21 protein-coding genes and 1 pseudogene are annotated in these 23099 nt (G+C 53.9%); 11 read left to right on the forward strand and 11 right to left on the reverse strand.

Features of this window, described 5'->3' with window-relative positions:
• Positions 1-118 precede the first annotated feature (118 nt).
• The 3 genes from EL633_RS20930 (at position 119) to EL633_RS20940 (ending at position 4066) form a co-directional block, all read left to right on the forward strand.
• Entirely contained in the window at positions 119-649 is a 531-nt protein-coding gene (locus EL633_RS20930; protein ID WP_126629060.1) for a hypothetical protein, read from the forward strand.
• 133 nt (positions 650-782) lie between these two features.
• The gene (locus EL633_RS20935; protein ID WP_126629061.1) at positions 783-2723 is read left to right on the forward strand and encodes a serine/threonine protein kinase; all 1941 of its coding nucleotides are present in this window, start codon (positions 783-785) and stop codon (positions 2721-2723) included.
• An 818-nt stretch (positions 2724-3541) separates the two neighbouring features.
• Positions 3542-4066, forward strand: coding sequence for a GNAT family N-acetyltransferase (locus EL633_RS20940; protein ID WP_126629062.1), 525 nt, complete (start codon positions 3542-3544; stop codon positions 4064-4066).
• A gap of 42 nt (positions 4067-4108) precedes the next feature.
• Here the strand turns inward: EL633_RS20940 and EL633_RS20945 are convergent, their stop codons facing one another.
• Together EL633_RS20945 and EL633_RS20950 are read right to left on the reverse strand one after the other, a co-directional pair.
• A complete protein-coding gene (locus EL633_RS20945; RefSeq protein WP_126629063.1) occupies positions 4109-4513 on the reverse strand; it encodes a hypothetical protein in 405 nt (134 codons plus the stop codon).
• A 29-nt stretch (positions 4514-4542) separates the two neighbouring features.
• Positions 4543-4926: a hypothetical protein gene (locus tag EL633_RS20950; RefSeq protein ID WP_126629064.1), complete on the reverse strand. Its 384-nt coding sequence runs from the start codon at positions 4924-4926 to the stop codon at positions 4543-4545.
• 832 nt (positions 4927-5758) lie between these two features.
• On the opposite strand from EL633_RS20950, the gene EL633_RS20955 reads away from it, so the two are divergent.
• Entirely contained in the window at positions 5759-6433 is a 675-nt protein-coding gene (locus EL633_RS20955; RefSeq protein WP_126629065.1) for a PadR family transcriptional regulator, read from the forward strand.
• A 36-nt stretch (positions 6434-6469) separates the two neighbouring features.
• Positions 6470-7657, forward strand: coding sequence for an FAD-dependent oxidoreductase (locus EL633_RS20960; RefSeq protein WP_161982292.1), 1188 nt, complete (start codon positions 6470-6472; stop codon positions 7655-7657).
• 222 nt (positions 7658-7879) lie between these two features.
• On the opposite strand, the gene EL633_RS20965 is transcribed toward EL633_RS20960, so the two are convergent.
• Both EL633_RS20965 and EL633_RS20970 read right to left on the reverse strand, forming a co-directional pair.
• Complete coding sequence (locus EL633_RS20965) at positions 7880-8512, reverse strand: hypothetical protein (RefSeq protein WP_126629067.1); 633 nt, start codon at positions 8510-8512, stop codon at positions 7880-7882.
• A gap of 267 nt (positions 8513-8779) precedes the next feature.
• Positions 8780-9385 carry a TetR/AcrR family transcriptional regulator gene (locus EL633_RS20970; protein WP_161982293.1) on the reverse strand — a complete coding sequence of 202 codons (606 nt, stop codon included), beginning with the start codon at positions 9383-9385 and terminating at the stop codon, positions 8780-8782.
• A gap of 350 nt (positions 9386-9735) precedes the next feature.
• Between EL633_RS20970 and EL633_RS20975 the strand changes: the two genes are divergently transcribed.
• The 3 genes from EL633_RS20975 to EL633_RS20985 all read left to right on the forward strand — a co-directional run bounded on the left by EL633_RS20975 (position 9736) and on the right by EL633_RS20985 (position 12695).
• A complete protein-coding gene (locus EL633_RS20975) occupies positions 9736-9996 on the forward strand; it encodes a ferredoxin (protein WP_126629069.1) in 261 nt (86 codons plus the stop codon).
• On the forward strand, positions 9993-11420 hold the full coding sequence (locus EL633_RS20980) for an NAD(P)/FAD-dependent oxidoreductase (protein WP_126629070.1): 1428 nt from the start codon (positions 9993-9995) through the stop codon (positions 11418-11420). The genes EL633_RS20975 and EL633_RS20980 overlap by 4 nt, the downstream gene beginning before the upstream one ends.
• Positions 11421-11486: 66 nt before the next feature.
• On the forward strand, positions 11487-12695 hold the full coding sequence (locus EL633_RS20985) for a cytochrome P450 (RefSeq protein ID WP_126629071.1): 1209 nt from the start codon (positions 11487-11489) through the stop codon (positions 12693-12695).
• Positions 12696-12840: 145 nt separating this feature from the next.
• On the opposite strand, the gene EL633_RS20990 is transcribed toward EL633_RS20985, so the two are convergent.
• Together EL633_RS20990 and EL633_RS20995 are read right to left on the reverse strand one after the other, a co-directional pair.
• Positions 12841-13425 (reverse strand): hypothetical protein, encoded by a 585-nt coding sequence (locus EL633_RS20990; RefSeq protein WP_126629072.1) that lies wholly within the window; start codon positions 13423-13425, stop codon positions 12841-12843.
• Positions 13426-13828: 403 nt separating this feature from the next.
• Positions 13829-15544 (reverse strand): DUF2207 family protein, encoded by a 1716-nt coding sequence (locus EL633_RS20995; RefSeq protein ID WP_161982294.1) that lies wholly within the window; start codon positions 15542-15544, stop codon positions 13829-13831.
• Between the two features lie 166 nt (positions 15545-15710).
• On the opposite strand from EL633_RS20995, the gene EL633_RS21000 reads away from it, so the two are divergent.
• Complete coding sequence (locus tag EL633_RS21000) at positions 15711-16196, forward strand: GNAT family N-acetyltransferase (protein ID WP_161982295.1); 486 nt, start codon at positions 15711-15713, stop codon at positions 16194-16196.
• Positions 16197-16239: 43 nt separating this feature from the next.
• On the opposite strand, the gene EL633_RS21005 is transcribed toward EL633_RS21000, so the two are convergent.
• Positions 16240-17304 carry a tetratricopeptide repeat protein gene (locus tag EL633_RS21005; RefSeq protein WP_126629075.1) on the reverse strand — a complete coding sequence of 355 codons (1065 nt, stop codon included), beginning with the start codon at positions 17302-17304 and terminating at the stop codon, positions 16240-16242.
• Positions 17305-17610: 306 nt separating this feature from the next.
• On the opposite strand from EL633_RS21005, the gene EL633_RS21010 reads away from it, so the two are divergent.
• Entirely contained in the window at positions 17611-17910 is a 300-nt protein-coding gene (locus tag EL633_RS21010; RefSeq protein ID WP_126629076.1) for a hypothetical protein, read from the forward strand.
• A 142-nt stretch (positions 17911-18052) separates the two neighbouring features.
• On the opposite strand, the gene EL633_RS21015 is transcribed toward EL633_RS21010, so the two are convergent.
• The 4 genes and pseudogenes from EL633_RS21015 to EL633_RS38195 all read right to left on the reverse strand — a co-directional run.
• The gene (locus EL633_RS21015; RefSeq protein ID WP_126629077.1) at positions 18053-19549 is read right to left on the reverse strand and encodes an MFS transporter; all 1497 of its coding nucleotides are present in this window, start codon (positions 19547-19549) and stop codon (positions 18053-18055) included.
• A gap of 150 nt (positions 19550-19699) precedes the next feature.
• Positions 19700-20524 carry a tetratricopeptide repeat protein gene (locus EL633_RS21020; protein WP_307720622.1) on the reverse strand — a complete coding sequence of 275 codons (825 nt, stop codon included), beginning with the start codon at positions 20522-20524 and terminating at the stop codon, positions 19700-19702.
• A complete protein-coding gene (locus EL633_RS37560; RefSeq protein WP_246039180.1) occupies positions 20525-21283 on the reverse strand; it encodes a DUF7779 domain-containing protein in 759 nt (252 codons plus the stop codon).
• 68 nt (positions 21284-21351) lie between these two features.
• A pseudogene (locus EL633_RS38195) lies at positions 21352-21468 on the reverse strand (helix-turn-helix transcriptional regulator); the annotation flags it as partial.
• Positions 21469-21670: 202 nt separating this feature from the next.
• Between EL633_RS38195 and EL633_RS21035 the strand changes: the two are divergent.
• The gene (locus EL633_RS21035; RefSeq protein WP_161982296.1) at positions 21671-22762 is read left to right on the forward strand and encodes a serine hydrolase domain-containing protein; all 1092 of its coding nucleotides are present in this window, start codon (positions 21671-21673) and stop codon (positions 22760-22762) included.
• The last annotated feature ends 337 nt before the right edge of the window (positions 22763-23099 follow it).

Consider the following 23099-nt stretch of genomic DNA (forward strand, 5'->3'; position numbering starts at 1 on the left):
AATGGAATAGGTCAATTGACACTCCTATTTATGAGATAGAACAGGCTATACTAATAGCAGCGATTATATAGTTCTATATATATTGGTGATTATTGATATGGTGGGGATGATAATACCCATGGCAACAGATACACAGAAGAGTAAACGCTTGCTGATCACATCGGGCATAGCACTCGCACTTTTCGGCATCATCTTTCCGTTTTTTCGCTGGTATGTTTTGATGCATGCCACCTGTGCGCCATCCAATGATTTCTGCGGCGTGGACGGCGCCATGGTCATCGTGTTTGTCTCTATCCCATGCTTTCTTCTGGGCCTATTATCAATTTTGCGCGGCCTGATTTTAACTGATCAGCCACGGCAGCGGCTCTACTGGCCCGCGCTCGGGAGTCTGGTTTGTAGCTTACTGGCGGTGGTTGCTCATATCCTTCTACGCACCGTTCCCGTAACAGGGAAAGCAGCGGGATATGCCTGGGACGTCTTCATTTTGACCTTAATTATTAGTTCCTTGTTGTCTCTGATGATGGCAATCACCGCCCTTGTGGCAACCCGGGACCTTGGCTGGTCTAGAGGGCGTCTGTTCTCATTGCTCGCGTTCGTAGCCAGCGTGCTTCTATTATTCTGGCTCTTGCTCTCAGGGCCTATTATATAAGTGCCATAGGTGCCGTTTGTCTATCTCTTTATGTGGCAAACAAAAATCTTATAGTCGTATGGCGGTATCATATACAGTATCTCTAGAACTCTTCTGTTTGTGTGCTGCCTGATATGGAAGACGGGGAGGCAGGATGCCTGATTATAGTGGACAGCAATTTGGCAATTATCGTTTGCTGCGTTTGATTGGACAGGGCGGCTTTGCCGAGGTCTATCTCGGGGAACATGTGCGCCTGGGGATGAAGTCTGCGCTGAAGATTTTGCATACGCATCTGATGGCTGATGAGGATATTGCCGCGTTCCAACAGGAGGCACGGACGATTGCTGAGCTGCGGCATGCGCATATTATTCGGATCCTGGATTTTGATGTGCAGCAGGGACAGCCGTTTCTGGTGTTGGATTATGCTCCCTATGGTTCGTTGCGGCAGCGCCATGCGCGTGGATCGCGGGTACCACTTGCTCAGGTGGTTGAATATGTAACGCAGATCGCGGATGCTTTGCAGTATGCTCATGATCGGCGCCTGATCCATCGTGATATCAAGCCGGAGAATATGTTGATTGGGGAGCAGGGCAAGCTATTGCTGGGCGACTTTGGGATCGCGACCATCGCGCATGCGACCTCCTCGATGCGCACTGAAAGCTCGCTGGGTACCCTGGCCTTTATGGCCCCCGAGCAACTTCAGGGCAAGCCACGTCCGGCCAGCGATCAATATGCGTTGGCGGTCACCGTTTATCTCTGGCTTACTGGTAACCTGCCCTTTCAAGGCTCCTCGACCGAGATTATTGCCCAGCACCTATCGGCCCCGCCACCGGCGCTGCGTGCCAGCGTGCCCGAAGTATCTCCAGCCCTTGAGCAGGTTGTGCAGACCGCGCTGGCCAAAGATCCTGCCCGGCGCTTCAGGAGCGTCCAGGAGTTTGCGCGTGCCTTTGTAGAGGCGAGCCAGCAGACAAACTATCAACCGCCACTGGCCCCGACGCTACCCGCCAATCCAGCCCCGTTCTCAATGCAGCCGGCACCAGTCGCGGACCCTCCATCGGCCGGGACCGAGCCCGCGAAACTTATCCTGCCCGGCAGGAGCGATTGGATGCAGGAAAAACCCAGGACCACACAACCCCCGGTCCCGCAGCCCGTCTCAAGTCCGCAGCCCGCCGTTTCGAGTCCTTCGCCCGTCGTTCAAGCCGGCGATGAGATCCAAACACCTGCGTCCGTGACGCCCAGACGGAACAGTTCCGGGGAGATCTTGATCGGACTGGTCACGATTATCTTGATCAATGGTTTCTATTATCTTTATGGAAGAAGTTACTCAGGATATGATGCAGTCCCTGTGGTGTTCCTCATGAATTGTGGCTACAGTTTTCTACTGGCACTATTGATGGGTCTGCGTAGCGCCAGCTTAAAGGCAACCCTCTTCCTTAGCCTTCTTACCGCCATTGTCCCTCCTGTGCTCTTAGTCGGGGTGGGTTTGAGCTATGGAAACCTGTCGCGTGCCTTTTCTCCGTGGGTTGTCGTGTTGATCATCGGCAATATTGGTGTAAGCATTTTTATCAGTATGCTTGCTACAGGGATTGGCCATAAAAGACAGGCAGACGCCAGAAGCTCGGCTGGCGAGGTTGTTGTGCCAGCCAGCATAGAAAAGATCGCTACTCGGAAACAGCTTGGCAAGCCGGTCCGGGTGTATTCCTCCGAAAATTCGCTTGGTGGCATATTTCTTTTTATTGTTTTGGTTGCTCTCGTACTCGTTATATTGGTAATAACGAATTATGCGAGCATTCCAATAATAAATATCATCATATTAGTAATCATCTTCATTGTGGCTGTTGGATTTATCATTTTTGACAGCTTCAAGCAGCAGAGTCTACGCAGTAGCCTGTACCTGTATCAAGATGGACTGATCGCCCCGACCAACCGTAAGCTGGTTGCGTACCGCTGGGAGGATCTCAAGCAGCAGATCGCCCCCAATGTCTGGCTGACCACTACTGGCACCCATATGACTATCCCGAATAAAGTGCGCGATGTCGAGAATCTGTACCGCACCATCAACCAGCACCTGGCGCGTGCACAGTCCCAGAAGTGAAGGTTTCAGTTGAGTGAGGTGAGATGGATTGAGCATTGCTTCAAACTATCATGATACGTGGGATGGCTTGCCATTGTCGCCAGGACGTCTCGTGGTAGCTCGACGCGCCCTGGATGGGACGGCATGAGAAGCGAGCCGAGCGTACGTCGAGTGGGCGTGAGAAGCGAGCCGAGCGTACGCCGAGTGGGCGTGAGAAGCGAGCCGAGCGTACGTCGAGTGGGCGCCACACGCAAGGCCGACATGCGACATGATTAAGGGCGATACGTGTTTAGAAAGCATCGCATGTCTGTGGCGCCTACACGAATCATGGTTCTTCAGACTTGATCGTTGAGCAACGTGTAAGCCCACCACTCATGGAGCAACGTGTAAGCCCACCACTCATGGTTGGCGTTCCTCTCCGTCAAAGGACGAACATGGCCTGCCAAACGTTCCCCATCACTTCCGCAACATCCACCGTGATTCGTGTAGGCGCCACAGCACTGCGAGTCGTTCATACACGTTGGCCCATGTAAAATCAGCAGTGCGGCCTCGCGTGTGGCGCCCACTCGGCGTACGCTCGGTCGGCGTGTGGCGCCCACTCGACGTACGCTCGGTCGGCGTGTGGCGCTCACTCGACGTACGCTCGGTCAGCGTGTGGCGCCCACTCGGCGTACGCAACGCGGGCTTGTGGCGTACGCTCGGCTTACTCTGTATAGGAGCAACGGGATGCCTATGGGAGGACATTGTGGCTATTTTGGCTATTGACGTGGCGGTGGGTTCCTCGAGATAATAGGGATTGTGCGTTATGATGGATGTTTTTGTTGGAAAGGACTCAGATATTGAATATTCAGCTATTGACGCCCGTACACGCTCAGGTTTACCAGCAGCTACGCTTACGTGCGCTAAGGGAGGTGCCGGAGGCCTTTGGTTCTTCGTTTGAGGAGGAGCGGGACTTCCCGCTGTCCCTGGTTGAGTCACGACTGGATTCTGCGGCAGCTCATGGTGAGCGTTTTGTGCTGGGCGCGTTTGATGCTGCGGGCACAATGGTGGGTCTGGTTGGTTTTTTTCGCGAATCGCACTCCAAGATGCGCCACAAAGCTACCATCTGGGGAACGTATGTGATTCCAGAGGTGCGTGGACAGGGCGTGGGCCGGATGCTGATGCAGGAAGTACTCAAGCGCGCCCATGAGTTTTCCGGCCTGGAGCAGATCCACCTGAGTGTGGTCTCTACCAATGCCGGGGCCCGTGCCCTCTATGACAGCCTTGGCTTCCAACCTTATGGCCTGGAGCCGCATGGCATCAAGATTGATGATACCTACTTCGACGAAGTGCTCATGGTATTATTCCTGGCCCCACACGCCTGATCAGGCTGTGTATGATCAGGCGTGGCGTTTGCTAGCGGCAAGTTATTGTTGGCTGAGCCGACGCAGAAATTTCTGACGCCCCATTCCCATGCGGCCCATGAGATTCTCCGGCATACGAGCACCCAGGAATGAGAGCGCTTTGCCCTCATCATCGAGCACGTAATAGCCCTTTTTATTGTGTAGCCAGCCGCGCATGATCATAGTATTACTGATCGTGTTGGGGATTGTGGCCAGGATATTGACGAGTATCAGCAGGGGAAGCTTTGCGCGCAGACGCGGTAAGATGAAGAAACGTAAGCTGCGCTGTTGGAGCATAGACGCAACTCGGTACAACATATAGTCGCGGCTGACTCCAAAGCCGATGTTTTCATCGTTCCCTTGCTGGCGCGGCCAGTAGCTCGTGATGAATAATCCTTTGGGGATCGCTGACTCAGATGGTTGAAGCATCAAGAGATCCTTTCTATATCTTCTTCGTATTAAGCCAATACGCCAGTCTGTGCTAAAAACCTTTTGCGGTCCATCCCCAGCTGGCCGTTGAGCTGTCCGGGGACACCCCTCTGTAGGAAGGTCACGGCTTTCCCCTGCTCATCCAGACTATAAAAGCCGGTGCGTCGTCCTGCTGGTATAAATAGCAAGAAGAGCAAAAACGTCATAAGATTTATAATTGACAAAATTGGTATCGGCTGTAACCTTGGGATAATCAGCCATTCCATTGACAGCGACAGAGGGACCATGAACAGGCTATAGAGCAAATAGTTGCGCGGCATACCAAAACCAATATGCTCCTCGCCCGCCTGCTGGCGTGGCCAATAGCTGAGAAGCACTATTTTTTCACCATTCGCCATTTGTGGTGTACCCATAAAATCTCCTCTTCTGATCGTTTTCATATGTGCATATGTCAATCAAATCAAGCATTGTTATTGTTAGCTGATTCTTGCCTGATTTTCGCCTCCCAGCAATATATAGCTAAAGAGATGTATCAGCGCAAAATATACGCTTATATAATCATACGTATCATTTCACCAATTGTTCAATAGCACCCCATCTCCCTCCGCTCCGTCTTACCTATCCAACGATCCCGTCCCGCCACACGTATCCGATCCCACCCGTCACGCGTATCCCGATTCCGTCCGCGTAGATTTGCCCCTCAGCGGGCAATTCGTCCCGCCCTTAAGGTGGGACCCAGTATCCCAGCCGCCCCCAGTTCGCTTATCTTCTCTCACCCTCCTTTATGCGGTTCCCCTTGTTTGGATGAAGGCGGAAACAAGGGAACCGCAGCAGTGTCGCCTGGAATAGAGAGACCGAATCGTGTTAAAACAACCGAATCGAGAGGGGAGGAGACGGCAACCCGCAAGGGGATTGCCCTACAATAGTCATTTCCAGGTTACCTTATTGAATTTTTCAAGCTTGAAATTTTATTTAATATTCAAGAAACCTAACGAGAAAAAGACAGATGTAGGGCAATCCCCTTGCGGGTTGCCGTCTCCTCGCTCCATGTCAAAGCACCTGTTGACGATCATGATCGCCGTCTCTACGCCAAGGTCCCTGAGCATGTCCACGATGATGTGCATGTCGTTGCAAAAAATGAATAGTACTCCGTTCTTGTTCTGGTATTGACAATAGAGAAGGTATATTTTATACTCTCTGTGAGACTAGTCGAGTTCGGAATAGTTGAATAGAGAATAGAGACGTATGGCTAAACGGAAGATAGCGAATTTGTTGGCACTGGCTGTTTTGTCGCTGTTGACGGAGCGGCCGATGCATCCATATGAGATGTTGGCGGTAATGCGGCAACGGGAACTGACGACGGTGATCAAGGTGAATCAGAGCTCGTTGTATTCGGTGATCGAGGCGTTACTGCGTGAAAAGTGGATTGAGCCACTGGAGACGCAGCGCGAGGGCCGTTATCCGGAGCGGACAGTGTATGCGACGAACGAGGCGGGTCGGGCGGAACTGATAGATTGGTTGCGCTCATTGATTCGGCGGCCGGCGGTCGAGTATACACAGTTCGCGGCCGGCCTGGCCTTGCTGGGTAACCTCTCTCCAGATGAGGTCGCGGCGCTGCTGAAGGAACATCTAGAGGTCCTGGATCAGCAGATCAGCGTCTGTCGCACAACGCTGGCGCGAGCGGAGAAGATAGGGGTCGACCGTGTGTTTGTGATGGAGGACCTCTATAGTCTGACCCTGTTAGAGGCAAAACACGGTTTCCTGGCGCAACTGGTACTCGATATCAACAATGGGACCGTGACCATGTTCGCGGAAGGAAAACGCGTCTGGAAGGTGACGCGGCCAGACCTGGCTGCACTGAGTAGTGAACAGCTCGATGAGTATAACGATTCAGAAACAGGAAGTTCTACAGAGAATTGATTGTATCAATGGTATATCAGGAAAGGAATCATGATAATGGGTCAGCAGAAGAAGGCATTGATTATTGGCTGCGGGATCGCTGGTCCCGCTCTGGCGCTCTTTTTGCAGCGAGCGGGCATTGATGCGGAGATCTATGAGGCCCGCACCAAACCCGATGGTTATTCACTCACGCTCTCATGTAATGGTGTCGCCGTCTTGCAAGAACTCGGATTAGATGGCGCAGTCGCCGCTGAAGGAGCAGCAGTAACCCGTTTCCGTATGTGGAATGGACGTGGCAGGTCGCTCGGTGGTGGCTCCCTGGCCAGTCATGGCAGCAAGAGCTACTTTATCAAGCGCATCCCACTGAGCAATATCCTGACTGACGAAGTTGAGCGCCGGGGTATTCCGATCTTCCGTGGTAAAAAGTTAAGCGACATCAAGACGACCAGTCAGGGAGGCGTTGTCGCCAGCTTTGAGGATGGAAGCAGCACGACAGGCGACTTCCTGGTAGGTTGCGACGGCGTCCACTCGCGTACCCGTCAACTGCTCTACCCAACCTTTCCCGCCGCCCACTATACTGGCCTGATCAACTGTGGTGGTTTCACCGCCAACATGCCATTGGACTCAGAGCCAGAAACCATGCACTTTATCGCTGGCAAGAAAGCCTTCTTCGGCTACCTGATCGGGGACAACGGCTATACCTACTGGTTTACCAACCATCCCCGATCCACGGAACCAGCCCGGGGCGAGTTCGACACCATCGATCCACACCAGCAGAAACAGACCTTACTCGATCTCTATCAGGACGATCAACCGCTCATCCGGCAGACCATACAGAACGCCGAATCCATCTTTCCCTACTTTTTATCCTATGCCCTCCCAGAACAGCCTGCCAGCTGGCACCAGGGACCCATCGTCCTGCTCGGTGATGCCGTCCACGCAGTCGCACCCAGCTCCGGACAAGGAGCCTCACAGGCCCTCGAAGACTCCGGCATCCTAGCCAAATGCCTGCGTGACATCCCACAACTTGAGCAAGCCTTCAGCACCTACGAACACCTTCGTCGCGCGCGCACCCGCAAAATATACCAGGCCGGCCAGCAAGGCGATTCCGGCAAACATGCCACCACCCCCTCACAACAATTTTTCCGCGACCTCACCACCCCCATCTTCCTCAAACTCTTCGCCAACCCCAAAGCCTCCGACTGGATGTACTCCTACCGCATCAACTGGAACCAACCCCTATAATGCAACCACCCACAAAGTAAAGCAAGCCCCGTGGAGGGTGCCAACTGTAGGAAAGAGAAGCGAACTCCATCCTTTTTAGGAGGGTGTCGGGCGGCCGCAGCCGCCCGACACCCTCCTAAAAAATAAGCGAGCGCCGCAGGCGCGAGGTGTGCGCAAACAAAGAAGGTGCCGGCTGGGGTTTTCCAGCCGGCACCTTCTTATCTCGCAACCATTAGACCTGGACTAGACAAACTTAAACGAATCCAGGATAGGCTGAATCAACTCTTTCTGATCAGTATCAGCAGTCTTCGCTGGAAGCGTATAATCCATAATATAGGCCTTTGCACCCTTCTGGGTAGCCAGAACATACACTTTCACCGAGCTCACATTACCACTGGCATCCTTACCCTGCGCATCCGCAGCTTTTTGCTTCCAATCCTGCCCAGCAATCTTGACGGTCGCAGGAGCAGACGGATCCTCTTTAAAGCTGGTCGCAGTTGCCTTTACACCGGCCTCCATGGAGGCGATAACTTTATCCAGATTAGTATTGCCCTGTGTTGGAGCAGTGCCTGCAACCAGAACCATGTCAGGATTTTTTTTGGATATAAGCTCATTCAGTCCTGCGGCCGAAGTCTTTACTGTCCATTCGGCGGCGTCGTAGTTAAAGGTAAAGCCTTCGCCCTTAAACGCGGTAGTTGGTTTGGGGGTTGGCGTTGGCGTGGGCATAGGTGTGGGGGTCGCAGTCGGGGCAGGCTTGGCGGGAGCTGGCGTGCTATCAGCCTGGGTTGATCCACAAGCACTCAAAAACAGCGTAAAAAGAACAATGCACAGACAAAGAGATAACCAGTTTGATAAACGAAATTTTGTGTTTTGCATAAGGGCATCAACCTTCGCAGTCATTTGCTACTTATCATAGAGATAAGATACTAATTAAAATTTGTGTATTTATATTGTATTTAAATGCACAAATTTATAACGTTGAGCAGCAAAGAAAAGTTGCAAAATTTAAAGGATATTTTGGCATTATCTTCATAACTTCTATCAAGGAACATAGCTGGCTTTTTAGACCAAAGTGCCGCCATTTGTTATTGCTACACAAAAGAATGAGAATATACAAAATGACACAATGATGGTCATTTATTCTCAACTGGGAGATGAGAGTTGACGCGGATCGATGTCGAGTATGGCCAGCATGCCGGGGGTAGTGAGTTTGCGTATGAGCCGACCCATCTCGGCGGGAGGCGGCTGCTGCGGTTGGTCCAGCCACCACTTGATCGCAGTATAGGTGGTGCTGCTCAAGAAGGAGGCGAGAAAGCTCGTCGGGATCGCTGGCTCGGGCGTAATTTCGAGCAGGGCGTGGACCACATAGTGTTCGGCCGCTTGTGTCATTGCTTCCATCAGACGCTGGCGTACGACTGCGGCCCCGCGTTCGCCCAGGAGTACCCGGTAGAGGTCCTGGTAGTGAGCGACATGCTGAAAGATCTTCTCGCCCAGCATATTTTCCTCACTTAATAGATCCTGCCGATTGAGCGGCTGCAGGCGCTGCGCGAGATCCTTCTGCAGGACCTGGACCGTGGTGAGCAGCAGGTGCTCTTTATCTGTGAAGTGCAGATAGAAGGTGGCCCGCCCCATATTGGCCCGGTCGGTGATTTGCCGCACGGTAATACTATCGTAATCCTGTTCGGCGATAAGCTCTAACAATGCTTGCTCCAGTAGCTTGCGCGTGCGCTGGACACGACGATCCTCCATCTGCATCTCCTTCTTTTTGAGACAGCTGTCTATTAATACACAAAGGGTGTCCAGGAACGTGCGCCGGAGCGCTTTTTTTCTTGACAGCGCCTCGCTTCCACGAGTATAGTTTCTATCTAGACAGTATGTCTACTAATTAACTCTCTGTCAAGATATGGCTGACGTTTTTGCCATCTGTGGTGGTGAGGAGGAGGAGAAGTGGGGGTGTGGGGAGCACAGCCCCCACTTCTCTCTTTTTTTGCCGTTGCAACCGGTTCTATCCAGATACTTTGCTTCAGGGCTATGCTGTAGAGGAGGCATGAGAAAGATAGAGCCTGAGACTGTAAGCGTGACTTAAAGGAGTTATTGTGATGAGAATTGTCGTTGACTTGAACAAGTGCCAGAGCTATGGTCAGTGCGTCTATGCGGCGCCGACGATCTTCCGGCTGCATGGCGACGAATCATTGGAATATGACTATGCGCCCGACGATGCTCTGCGTGAGCAGGTCGAGCGCGCCGCCGCAGCCTGTCCGGTGCAGGCGATCCATATTGGTCGGGCCAGTGAGCCGCTACCCATGGTGAAGAGGCAGGATGGGCCACGTCCCGATACACAGAAGGAGTCGGCCTCATGAATACAGGCAGACAAGCTGGGACTGATGGACGCATCGTGATTGTGGGGGCGTCCCTGGCGGGTCTACGTGCGGCCGAGGCTCTGCGTGATCAGGGCTTCAAGGGGCAATTGACCTTGATCGGCGACGAGCCATATGCACCATATGATCGTCCCCCGCTCTCCAAAACCGTATTGAGTGGCTGGCTCCCGGTATCGCATACCTATCTCCCGCAGATGCGTGATATTCAGGCAGAATGGCTGCTGGGGGTAGCCGCGACCAATCTGAATCTGTCGGAGCATGTTGTCGAACTGGCCGACGGTCGGCGTATCCCATTTGATCGTCTATTGATTACGACAGGTACACGGGCGCGGCCCTGGCCCGACGCGGAGCAGATGGCCCTGGATGGCGTCTTCAGTATTCGTACGCTAGACGATGGGCAACGCCTGCGCGAGGTGCTGGCGGCCAATCCTAAACGGGTGCTGGTCATTGGCGCGGGCTTCACCGGCTCGGAGGTCGCCTCGGTCTGTCGTGAACTGGGACTCCCCGTGACGGTGGCGGAGCGTAGTGCGGCCCCTCTGGCTGGTGCGCTCGGTGGTGCAGCCGGGATGGTGGCGGCGCGTTTTCAGCGTGCGAACGGTGTTGATCTGCGTTGTAATGTTACCGTACTGGCCCTGGAAGGGGATGCCAACGGACACCTGCGCCGGGCGCACCTCTCGGATGGCGATGCGCTGGAGATCGATGTAGCGGTTGTGGCGCTGGGTGCGGTCCGCAATGTTGAATGGTTGCTCTCCTCGGGACTGGCCGTGGACGCGCGTGGCGTGGTCTGCGATGGTGCCTGTCGCGCCTTCGATGCCAATGGCATTGTGCTGGATGATATCTTTGTCGCGGGCGACGTGGCACGCTGGCCGCATCCACTCTATGATGGTCAGTTGTTGGCCGTAGAGCACTGGGGCAACGCCGTAGAGCAGGCCGAGACGGCGGCCCACAATATGCTCTGTGAGCCAGCTCAACGCAAGCCACACCGGCCCCTGCCCACCTTCTGGTCCAATCAGTTTGGCCTCAACATCAAAGCCGTTGGCCTGCCGACCGTAGCCGATCAGATCGTGGTGACGCAGGGCGCGGTTGAGCGCCGTCGTTTCGTAGCGGCCTATGGACTGAAAGGACGCCTCGTGGCTGCCGTCGCGGTGAATATGCCGCGCTCACTTGGTATCTACGCGGAGATGATCCAGGAGCGTGCAGCATTTCCCCCACGCCTGAACGCGCCCGATGGACCAGAGGAACTGCAGGTCAGGCCATCCGGTTTCCCGGCTCCCGGTCAGTCAACGCATAGTCCGGTCGCCACCTCAACCGGACCTGGCCCCGGAACACCGCCGCAACCTGCTGGTGGACCCGACATGAATGGCTCATCCGATCCACGCGTCCCATCCGGTCCCACTTCAATCTAAGTGGAGCACCGGATTGCATACGTGGTCCGGTGATTTTTGCATCGATCAATCGAAAGGTTTTGATATATGAGTCAAGTAGCAAGTAATTCTACGGAGCTGTTCGCGCAGGTCATGGACCCCGCCAATCGGGCCAATCCCTATCCGCTCTATGAGCGCCTACGTGCCACGCCGGTGGCGCGTCTGGACGATGGTTTTTATGCTGTGAGCACCTATCCAGAGATCGCCGCGCTCCTGCATGATCCGCGCGCGGGCAAGGATCAGCGCAAGAGTGAGGTGTCCGTGGGGGCACGCGGCGTCTCGCCCACGCCACCATTTCTGTTCCTGGATCCGCCCGAGCACGACCACCTGCGCGCCCTGGTAATGCACCAGTTTACGCCGGAACGGGTCAACGCGATGCACAACCGGATCGTCGGGATCGTCAACGAACTGCTGGATGCCCGGCGCGACTCCCAGGAACTGGATGTCGTTGATGATCTGGCCTATCCCCTGCCCGTGACCGTGATCTGTGAAATGCTGGGTGTACCACGCGAAGATGAGGGCCGCTTCCACGAGTGGGCCGATATCCTGGCGCACAGCCTGGACCCCGAGCCCGGCGAAGATATGGAGGCCGAGGCACTACGCGCCAGACAGGAGATCACGCCCTACATGCTTGATCTGGTCCAGAAGCGGCGTGAGCATCCTGAGGATGACCTGATCTCAGCCCTGGCGGTCAACAACGATCCCGAGGGCCGTATGGACGATGCCAACCTGATCACAACGCTGGTCCTGCTCCTCATCGCCGGACATGAGACGACCGTCAACCTGATCACCAATAGCAGCCTGACCCTGCTACGTAATCCCGAGGAACTCGCGCGTCTACATGAGCAGCCGGAGCGCATCATCCGCGTCGTCGAAGAGGTCCTGCGCTACGAGCCGCCGGTACAGTTTGCTCAGCGCTACGCGCTCGCCGACATCGAGATCGCCGGCACCACCATTCCCAAAGGGGCCGGTATTCGCCTGATCTTCGGCTCAGGCAATCGTGATCCCCAGCAGTTCGTCAATCCAGATCACTTTGATCCAGATCGACCCGACAACCAGCACTTTGGCTTCGGCGGAGCCGTCCACTACTGTGTTGGCGCGCCCCTGGCACGTATCGAGGCCCAGATAGCTCTGACCGCGCTCTTCCACCGCCTCGTGCAGCCGCGCCTGAAGGTAGATCCACCACCATACCGCCCCAACGCCGTCCTGCGCGGCCCCCGTCACCTGCCAGTAACCTTTGAACGCATGCAAAGCTAGCGACAGAGCATAAAGGTCAGAACGAAACATGGGAGAGCCAGACTCTCCCATATTTCATATAGGATGGTGTGATCAGCCGGCGTGCTGTATGGTTCGCTTGGCTTACCACGCTAGACAAGCAGACAACACGAAACGATTAGCTATCTCACATTTTACTTGTCTCTTGCTGAAGTGCTGCTCTATAAGTAGAAACCCACGGAGCTAGCTGGATATAGAAACCAACGATCTCGTTAGCGGGGACCTTGTTAACTACGCTCACGTGGAGATATGGACCATTGAAGGCTATTGTCCGGTTTTGATCATGATAGGTAAGGGTTGATGTATCCACCACGTAAAAGTTTGCCAGGAATTGCACATTGGCGATGACCTGTTCCCGCTGTTCGTGCGTATAGCTGCTTTTTGTGGTAGCCTCAGATTGCAGATGACCATCTCGTCCCATGCGGATAATCTCTTCAATCAACATGGCTACATTTTCACCTTTGCTCAGGAACTCATTGTGCCGGCGCTCCTTCCAGATGTTGAATAACGCGCGGGCCGTCGTTGCTAATGTAGTTTCCTGTATTTGGGAAGCCTTTAGCGTGGCAACATCATCTGCTAATGCGACCTCTACATGATGCGAGACTACAAATGGTTGACGGTTCAATGCGGCTGTACCTTGCACAACATCCTTAGTAATTTCTTGTAATGTGTCTTTGACGACCTGAGCCAGCTCTTGATTCACTACATCCATGTTATTCTCTCCATGATTTAAAATAGTTTTAAGTACATTATTTAATCATTACGCATAATATCTCGCATTGTTGCAAGATAGCAGCTGGCTCCATGCCCTATGTATGAAGCCAGCTGCCACAGGAAAAGACAAAATAGAATAACACGAGCGGTAGCGGCAGCCCTGGTGGCTGCGAACGTCCCTTTACGAGCAAAGCCGCTCACACCACGAGTTCACCTGCCATCACGTCTCGCCCTATGATACCCTCCGACCACGTACCCTTGAGATCATAGAAGCAGGGGTACGTGGGCGAACGTTTCCGTCAAGGGAGGCGGGTGGGTAGGTGTGCTCATGGTGCTTACTGGCTCCGCTCGTAAAGGGACGTTCGCAGCCACCAGGGCTGCCGCTACCACTCATTTCATTTTTATGGGGCGTATGGGTTTGTGGTGGTACGTTTTTTGGGTGTGGGGATGAGCTGGCTGTTATAGAGCATGTTCATGAAGGCGCTGTGTTGTTGTTGGGGGTCGTGGATCTGGGTGGAGAACCAGTCGGGGAGGCTATTTTTGGTGGGCTCATAGAAATGCGCAAGCCAGGACTGGGCCAGGCCAAAGCTGGCGGCATAGGGGAGATAGCCGTCGATCTGCGCGGCCTGGTTGTTGGTGAGTATGGCGCCGGCAGAACTGACCTGGCGCAGATAGGCTGAAAACTGTTGCCACTCCCAGGCGAGCGGCCAGTATTTGTCCTGGACCAGGCTATGCTTGCTATAGTAGGTTCCGGCTACCAGTGCCAGGGTCAGTATGGGGCCGTCGAGCAGGAAGAGACAGCCGTAGTAGGGGGTGATGCGTGCCATGAGTATGATGGTGAGTATGATGCCGATACCGCCCAGGATTATCAGGGTGGCGGTGCTATAGGCATAGAAATGGCGTTGCTGGCGGCGCTGTGGATCAAACCAGTTCTCTTGCTGGATCATCTGCTGGAGCACGTTATCGAATTGCAATTTATGCATATTGTAGCGACCACGAATATTATGGACCTTGATCCTGGTCTCCGAGGCCTGCTTCGAGCTTTTGAAGAGGACCTTCAGGAGCGCCTGCTCGTGTGGCAGGAGATCATCTGGCTGAGAGAGTAGTTCCAGCCAGTACTGCCTGTCCGGCTCTTTTTGCCAGCTATAGGCATGTTCTGTTTCCTGGAAGGTCAGGATATGGCGATTGGTGAGATCGAAAACGGTGGCCAAAAACTGGTTCCAGAGGGAGCCATCGGGCATATTGCGCGCGAGGATGCCAGCCATGGCGGGTGAAAGCTTGTCCGGAGGCGCCTTGACACTAGTCCAGGGCTGGGACCCGGCTGGCAATGGACGCCGATATTTGCGGGCCCGGAGCGCCAGGAGCCACCAGCCTATGGCGAAGAGTAGCATGCCGCCGAGTAGACATGGCACAATCAAATAGGGCAGCAGGTGGCGCTGCTGTAGCAGCCAGGGGTCCTGGGGGATCACGCTGCCGGGCGCAAATAAGAGCTGGAATTGCGTATATTCATTGGGTGCCAGATCCTTGCCCACAAAGATCGTTTCGTGGGACCCCGGCGTAATCTGCGTCTTCCTGCCCTGCATCTCCTGTGGCGTCGACAGGAGGCGTGCCTGATCCGGATAGTGAATGTGGACGATCGCGGAATCGATACGGTATGGATGCTCGGTTGGTACAGCGATCCATTGGAGCAGGTCGCTATCACTCATTTGCTGGACCGCGCCAGAGACACGGTAACTCAACAAGAACTTCTGGCTGACATTTGAGAGCGGCCGAAATGTCCAGGTCACGCCCACCGACCGGCGTGTATGGCTGACCTCAATAGTATCAGCCGGCTCCCCACCATCCTGATGATCCATGCCGACCTGCTGCAATGTATCGATTGCAGCGGGATTATCCGTGAACGCGCGGGTGAAGGTGGTAAATGGACCGCCGGTAAAGCGAATGGTGATCTGTTCAGTGACCAGTAGCGAGCCATCTTTCTGCACCACAATATCCTGATTGAAGGCGCTGGCACGATAGTCTTTCGGCTGATCCTGGGAAGCCGCCGAGGTTGGTGTGGCGATCCCCAAATAAAGTAATACCAATAACAAGGATGCAAGATAGTAGCGGCGTAGCATCACTATTTCTTTCTGCAATACATAGATAGCAAATATATAATAATAATACAATAGGAAAGCACATATAAGGATACGCAGAATTAGCGCTTTCTTCAAATTCGCCATAAGTAGTATAATAGGTGCCGTAATGTTAGTGGATAACAGTAATGAGGGAGTAGATAGAGCTATGGTTATATTACGGCCTATGACTGAAGTAGAATTTCAAGCATATCTGGAGCCAGCGATCCGGGATTATGCACAAGATATCGCAGCTAATAGCACTATAATGACGGAGGAGCAGGCCTTAGAGCTCTCGCGTCAGCAATATGGCGAGTTGTTGCCGCAGGGAGTAGAGACGCCAAAACACTATTTATTTACTATCGTTGAGGCCGAGCAGCAGCAGGCGGTCGGTATCCTCTGGTTCGCGATCGAAGAGAGGCCGATGCGCACGCCATATGCATTTGTCTATGACGTTCGTATTCAGGATGCCCACCAGCGCCACGGCTACGGCTCCCAGGCATTCAAGGAAATGGAAAAAAAGGTACACGAGCTCAGTATTAAATCGATCTCACTTCACGTCTTCGGTGCTAATAGTGGTGCCCTGGAAATGTACAAAAAGCTCGGTTATATCATCACCGACCTCCATATGGCCAAAACCCTGGATCCTGCCTGAATTCCTCTATCGTAGAGCAAAGAAGCTGGCCGTGTAGGTCGAATTACAGATAACGGTCGGCGAATCCGCTGTGCTTGGATGGTAGGAGCGCAAGCGTTTGAAGGAAGAAGCGAGGGAGGTTGTGCTTGAGGGCATAATCGATGACTCTCCGGGCCTCTTCGTAGTGACCCTGGGCGGCCAGCGCCATACCAGACCAGAAGTAACCAGTTTCGCTACCTCTGTGGTCGGCAGCAATATAGAGCTCAAACTGCGAGAGTGCATCGGCATAAGTTCCCTCAAACCACAAGCTCATCCCTTGATACAGGTGCCAGGCATTATGGCCATCCACAAGTGGAGCCAGGGCCGCAAAGCGTGCGCGTACCTCATTGTTCAGCTGTGGATGCAGGCAGAGCTGGCACCATTGCAGGACCAGTGGATGAAATAATTCGTATGGCGCGAGCTCGCAACTTTTCTCCAGATCAGCCAATCCTTGCTGATAGTCGTCATAAATCATAAAGAGGATACCGCGACTATGATAGACGTTTTGCGCGCTGGGATCAAGTTCTATGGCTTTATTGTAATCAGCCATCGCTTCAAGATAATGTTGGAGATAGAGATGGCAGTTGCCGCGCATATAGTATTGGTTATAGAGCCTTGGACGTTGCTCGATGGCCCGGTCATAATCTTTCAGGGCCGCCGCATAGTTACCGAGCTTTACCAGCGCATAGGCGCGATTATAATAGGCGCTCCCAAGCTTATTATCCATGAGGATTGCCTGGTTTGCATCTTGTAACGCTTCCGGATAGTGCTGAAGTCCCAGCTGGGCGGCCGAGCGATTATTATAAGCCATAGCGGCCTCAAGGTTAATCTTGAGGGCCTGATCACAATCCTCAATCGCCTCATCGAATTCGGCCAGACAGAGCCGGGCCCAGGCCCGATTGATATACAGCGCCTCGCTCCACGGTACCAGCCAAATAAGTGAAGTGTAATAGGTAGTTGCCCAACGATAGAGCTTCAGACGTATCAATATGTAGCCAGTCTCCTGCATCACAGTTACGACGATTATGCACGCCACGAAAAGTGCCCCGATAATATTACCAACCAGATCTGTGATAGTCCGAGCATCCATGCAATACGCGCCCTTCAATATGATAAATAGCCTATAGATAATCTCTACTATAGATTTTTCCCCGATCCTTGTCAAATTGGCATGCCCTTGTGCCCAATACCTTTCGGTTTAGCACGTTAGGGGCCACGAAAACAGTGTGAAAAGCAGCGCATCGTCCATCGAGGAGAAGACGTGAGATGCCAGCGTGACGTACGTCGAGAGGGGGTAGAAGCCAGCGTGACGTACGTCGCGTGGGGGTATGAGACGGCGTGACGTACGTCGCGTGGGCGCCACACGCAAGGCCGGCATGCGGCTTGATCAACGGCGATGCGTGCAGAAAAGATCTCGCATGCCTGTGGCGCCTACACCAATCTTGTTTCTTCAACCTTGATCGCTCCGGAATGTTTTGGTGGGCGATCAGGGGATATTGCCTCACACACGTTCCAACATGATCAGGCAGCATCCACCGTGATTGGTGTAGGCGCCACAGCACTGCGAGTCGTTCTCGCACCTCGGCCCACGCAAACCCAGCAGTGCGGCCTTGCGTGTGGCGCCCACTCCACGTACGATCGGCTGGCTCATACCCCTACGCGACGTACACGACCCCACACCATGGAGCTGGGCTAACCGAAAGGTATTGGCCCTCGCGCCTGCCCTTGTAGCATGTACGATCAGGAGCCGTGCTCGTATTGATACTAAACATGTTTAAGCTACATTTCGTACATGTAATGGTAGCAGGGGCAAGACCTGCCGTTACGCTGGGAGCCTTTCAATTTTTGACGCCACGGATGAAGCGGACGGTGACGGTGCCGAGCAGGCAGAAGATGATTGAGATGCTGAAAAGGACCTGATAACCTAACACGGGCCGGCCGGCGTGGGAAAAGGTGTCGAGAAGGGGGCCTCCGATGATGGGGGCAACGACCTGCGAGAGGGAGAGGGCGACGTTCCAGACTCCCATGTCGCGGGCGTAGTTGCTTTTGGAGGGCAGGGTGTCGGCGACCAGCGCCCAGTCGACGCTTTGATAGGCTCCATATCCCAGCCCGAAGATGGCTCCGGCGGCGATCAGGAGGGGGAGTTGATGCGTGATCACGAAGACTAAGCCGACAACCGTCATCAGGCCGCCCGCGATATAGACAATGCGCTTACGGCCAAAGTGGTCTGAGAACCAGCCAGCACCAAAGGCACTGACGATGCTGGTCAGCGAGACGATGATCAGGAAATTGGTGGTGGCTTGCTCCGGATGCGCGACTTTGACGACGTCACGCATATAATATTGCAGGAAGGATTGGATGATGTTGATGCCGAGCATCATGATCAGGCGTGTCGCCAGCACCCAGGCGAAATCGGGATCGCGCCGTGGCCGAAAATCAAAGAGGCGCAGGATGCCGATGGTGACGATGACCTCGATCAGGACCTGCTCGAAGTTGCTATCGATGTCGATACCACCAATCTGCCAGATATTCCATAGCGTGATGATGCCCCAGGCCAACACTGTAGTAGCCAGCACCGACGCAATCGTGCGGGTCGCTGGCTGCCGTAGCCAGTAGGACAGTGGACGCCGCTCACGTGTCTGGCTCTGGACAGGGCCAGGAATTTCATGCACCCAGAACAGGGTGATAATCATAAAGATTACCAGGATCACGATAATGATACCATAGGTTAGCCAGAGCCCCTGTGTATATGCGGGCAGTGGCAGAGATGCATCGATAAAATGGCCTGCCAGCAGGACTCCGCCGATATTGCCGATGATGACCAGGATGCCGATGACGCCAGAGGTCAGGCCGCGCTGTTGTGGTGGTACAATATCGGGCAAAAGGGCATGGAAAGGCGACTGGGCCGCATTACTGACAAACTGGGTCAGCGCATAGGCTATCGCCAGAGACAGCACATCGCGTGCCGTCGCCATCCAGATAAGAGAGGCCACGCTCCCCACGGTCCCAAGAAATATATATGGTCGACGCCGGCCCCAGACCGCCAATCGGCCATGCGTGCGGTCACTGAGCCAACCAAAGAGTGGATTCGCAAAGAGCGAGACAAATGCGCCAGGAATCAGCACAAAAGCCAGGGCCGACCCCTTGTCCAGATCACCTACCATCTTCACGATCTGGCTTGGCAACACAATCGTACCCAGGGCCGCCCACTGAAAATTCAGGGCCAGCGCGAAAATACTGATCGCCACAAGACGGGTCCAGCGTAGCCGGGGAAGCTCGCCCGTTGGCTCAGACAACGTACCGCTGCGCGATACATCGTGTTTCACGGTCTCCATGACTCCCCTGCCTTTCTTTTTAGAATAAAGATTATATATAATAGATACGTATCGCTACCATTTTATAGCTTGATGTAGGGTACTTCAATACTCATAGGCTATTGTCAGCCCAATCGATGCCTGCAAAAAATGCTGCTACATAAGCATTGTCTACTTCAACAAAGTCAGGACTGTCTGCAAGCGACCGCGAGTTTCAGCGGCCAACGGGTGTTCGTATCCGAGCGCCTTCTCACGAAGCGTAAGCGCGGATTGGAATGTGTCGGCGGCCTCTCGGATCAGGCCTTGCGCTTGTTGCAGGTCAGCAACATAATAGAGCAAGTTCGCCAGATCATGATGCTCCATTCCCAAATGTTGCTCTATTATGGAGCGTGCTCGCTGGTACAGCGCCGCCGCCGCCTCATACTTTCCCTCTTTCTGATAGAGAGTTGCCAATCCTGTGAGCGCAGCAACGAGATCTGGATGGTCAGGTCCCAACTGCTGTTCCTGCATATCGATAGTGCGTTGGTAGAGCGACTCAGCCTCTGCATACATTCCCTGATCGCGATACAGATGTGCCGGTCCTGTCAACGCATAGGTTATCCTATAGTCAGTACTCGGGTGTTGTTCCCAGATGCGCAGTGCTCGCTGGTAAAGCGCCTCCGCCTCCGCGTATCTTCCTTGTCGACCATACACCCACGACAATGCATACAATACAAGCGCCACGTCGGGGTGCTCAGCGCCAAACTGCTGCTCGCGGATATGCCATGCCCGTTTGTAGAGCTGTTCAGCCTGTGTATACTGTCCTTGTTCGTAATTTACAGCCCCCAATACTAGCAGAGTATGCAACATATGGTGATAGTCAGGCTCAGCCTGTTGATCCCAAATGCGTAGTGCCCGCTGGAAGTGCGATCTGGCCTCGGCATATTTTGCCTGTTCCTGATAGAGGATAGCCAATTTTGTGAGGGTTATCGCTACATCGGGATGCTCATCCCCCAGCTACTGTTCGCGAATCTGCAGCACATGCCGATAGAGTGCTTCGGCCTCCTTGTACTTTGCTTGCTCTAGATAGAGTACAGCCAGATTGGTAAGAATATCAGCTGTCTGTACGTTCTCACCCGCCCCTTGCTGCTCATTAATATGGAGCGCCCGCTGATACAGTGGTTCAGCGAGCGGGTAGAGCGCGTGTTCTCGCAGGTAGGTCGCTGTACGGTCAAGCAACGCAGCCGCTTCTGGCAACACAAGTTCATGTTCCTGGATCAGGATATCACACGCCTGCGCCTGCTCTAAATAGCGCCGACAAAGGGGCCAGGCTACAACGGGATCTGTTGGATTGCGAGGGAATATCGCATCCACGGCACCGACCAGGCTCTCCGACCATTGGCGCCGTTTTTGCTCAGGCATGCGTTCCAATTGCACCACCTGCACCAGGCGATGAATACTCAATAGGCGATCCTCTGAGAGCCGCTTGACCAGGGAGAAGCTCAGCAATTCGCTAATCATCTGGTTGAAGCGCAAACGATCGGCCACGGCTTCCCGCAACGGCATTGGCCAATAGGCAGCAGCATCGGTAAACAACTCTTCTGGAATATGATCCGGGGCCATAAAAGCGCAGAGCTGCAACAAATCCGCAGCTGCCGGATTGTTTTGCTCGATATGCGCAAAGGAGAGCGACCAGGTTGTCGCCACGGATTCTGGATATCCCGTCGCTTGCTGACCACGACGGGCAAGTGATGATGAAGATACATCTTCACCCAAACCAAGTTCTTGCACGCTAACACAAAAATAGCACAGAGTTTCGCACGATAAAAGGCGCCGGGGTGCTGGACACCTCGTTCCCAGCGGTGAATGGTGAGAACTGAAGTGCCCAACTGTTCAGCCAGATCATGTTGACGCCAGTTCTTTGCGATGCGTAACTGGCGCAAACGATTATTCTGCGTCATTCTTTCCCCTTTCAGTTGAATCTATCACAGCCGCCCGATGAGTAAGGTGTTCCCACTGAATATATCACAAACCGGGCTGTATCCCCCATGGGAGGGCAAGGATACAAACGTGCGAGACGCTGCCTTGTGCGACGAGACACTGGAAATTTACATAAAGTGTTACAATACGATAAGAGTTTTTCTGTATTGGAGATGTGTATTTATGTCAAACTCGATTCCACAACGAACCTATTGGCCGACAACCGATTGGCAAACATGTGAGCCAGAGGCGGTTGGCTTGCAGCAAGCATCGCTTACACCTATGCAGGCATACATAGATGAGCAATTGCCCGGATTACAGGGACTCTTGATTGTGCGCCATGGGCAGCTCGCCTTTGAGCGTTACTATCAAGGTTTTCATCGGCATAGCCTCAACTCGATCAGTTCGGCCACCAAGAGCTTTATCTCGGCCCTGGTCGGAGTTGCGCTGGCGCAGGGAAAACTGCGTAGCGTTGAGCAACATATGCTGGACTTCTTTCCAGAGATCGCCAAGCAGGAACAGGATACGCGCAAACAGGCCATCACCTTGCATCATCTGCTCAGCTTCCAGACCGGCTTTAGCGAGGAGTATCCTTTTGAGTTCTGGCGTAATCCTGTCCTGACCTCGGTACAGCGACCGATGGTTGAGCAACCGGGCGAGCGCTTCTTCTATGATAACCTGAGTGTTGATATCATCTCGGGCATTTTGACGCGAGTCACAGGCATGAAGGCGGCGGCCTTCGCGGAGCAGACGCTCTTCAAGACGCTTGGTATCTGGCGCGATCAAGACGTACGTTTTGCCTGGAAGCAAGAGGGAACCGGTCCCCATACCTGGCATGGAGACGCATTATGGGATGAGCAGGATGGCTATCCCTGGAAAGTCACCCTGCAGAACACCAATACTGGGAGCTTTGGGGCACATTTTACTGCCCGCGAGATGGCGAAGCTCGGCTTCCTCTATCTCAACCAGGGTCAATGGGATGGCGTACAGGTGATTCCACAGGAGTATATCGCGGCCTCCACGCGCCAGCAGAGCGCGGGTGGACCTCCCGTCAACGCGAACTATGGCTATCTCTGGTGGATCGAGCAGGTGCGCGGCATGCACGCATTCTTCGCCTCTGGCTATGGCGGCAAATACATCTACGCCATTCCACAACTCGATCTACTTATTGTCGCGACGGCATCTACCGAGCAAGCCAAAATCGATCGAGAACAACACAATAAGATTCGCGCCCTGATACCAGACTTCATCGTGCCCGCCGTGGACCAAAAGTAGCTGTATTGGTGCGCGTTAGCCGTGGTTGGCTCAACGTGTGGTGCCAGACGAGCGTACGCCGTGATATGGGGCGCCTCTAGCCAACGTTGCGTACGTGGAGTGGCGCCACACGCAAGGCTGCACTGCTGGGTTTGTGTGGGCGAACGTACGAGAACGGCTCGCAGTGCTGTGGCGCCTACACGAATCACGGTGGATGTTGCCTAATCATGTTGGAACGTGTGTGAGGCAACATCCCCTGATCGCCTACCAAAACATTCCGGAGCGATCAAGGTTGAAGAAACATGATTCGTGTAGGCGCCACAGGCATGCGAGGTCTTTTATGCACATATCGCCGTTG

The organism is Dictyobacter alpinus (assembly GCF_003967575.1).
Taxonomy (GTDB): domain Bacteria; phylum Chloroflexota; class Ktedonobacteria; order Ktedonobacterales; family Ktedonobacteraceae; genus Dictyobacter; species Dictyobacter alpinus.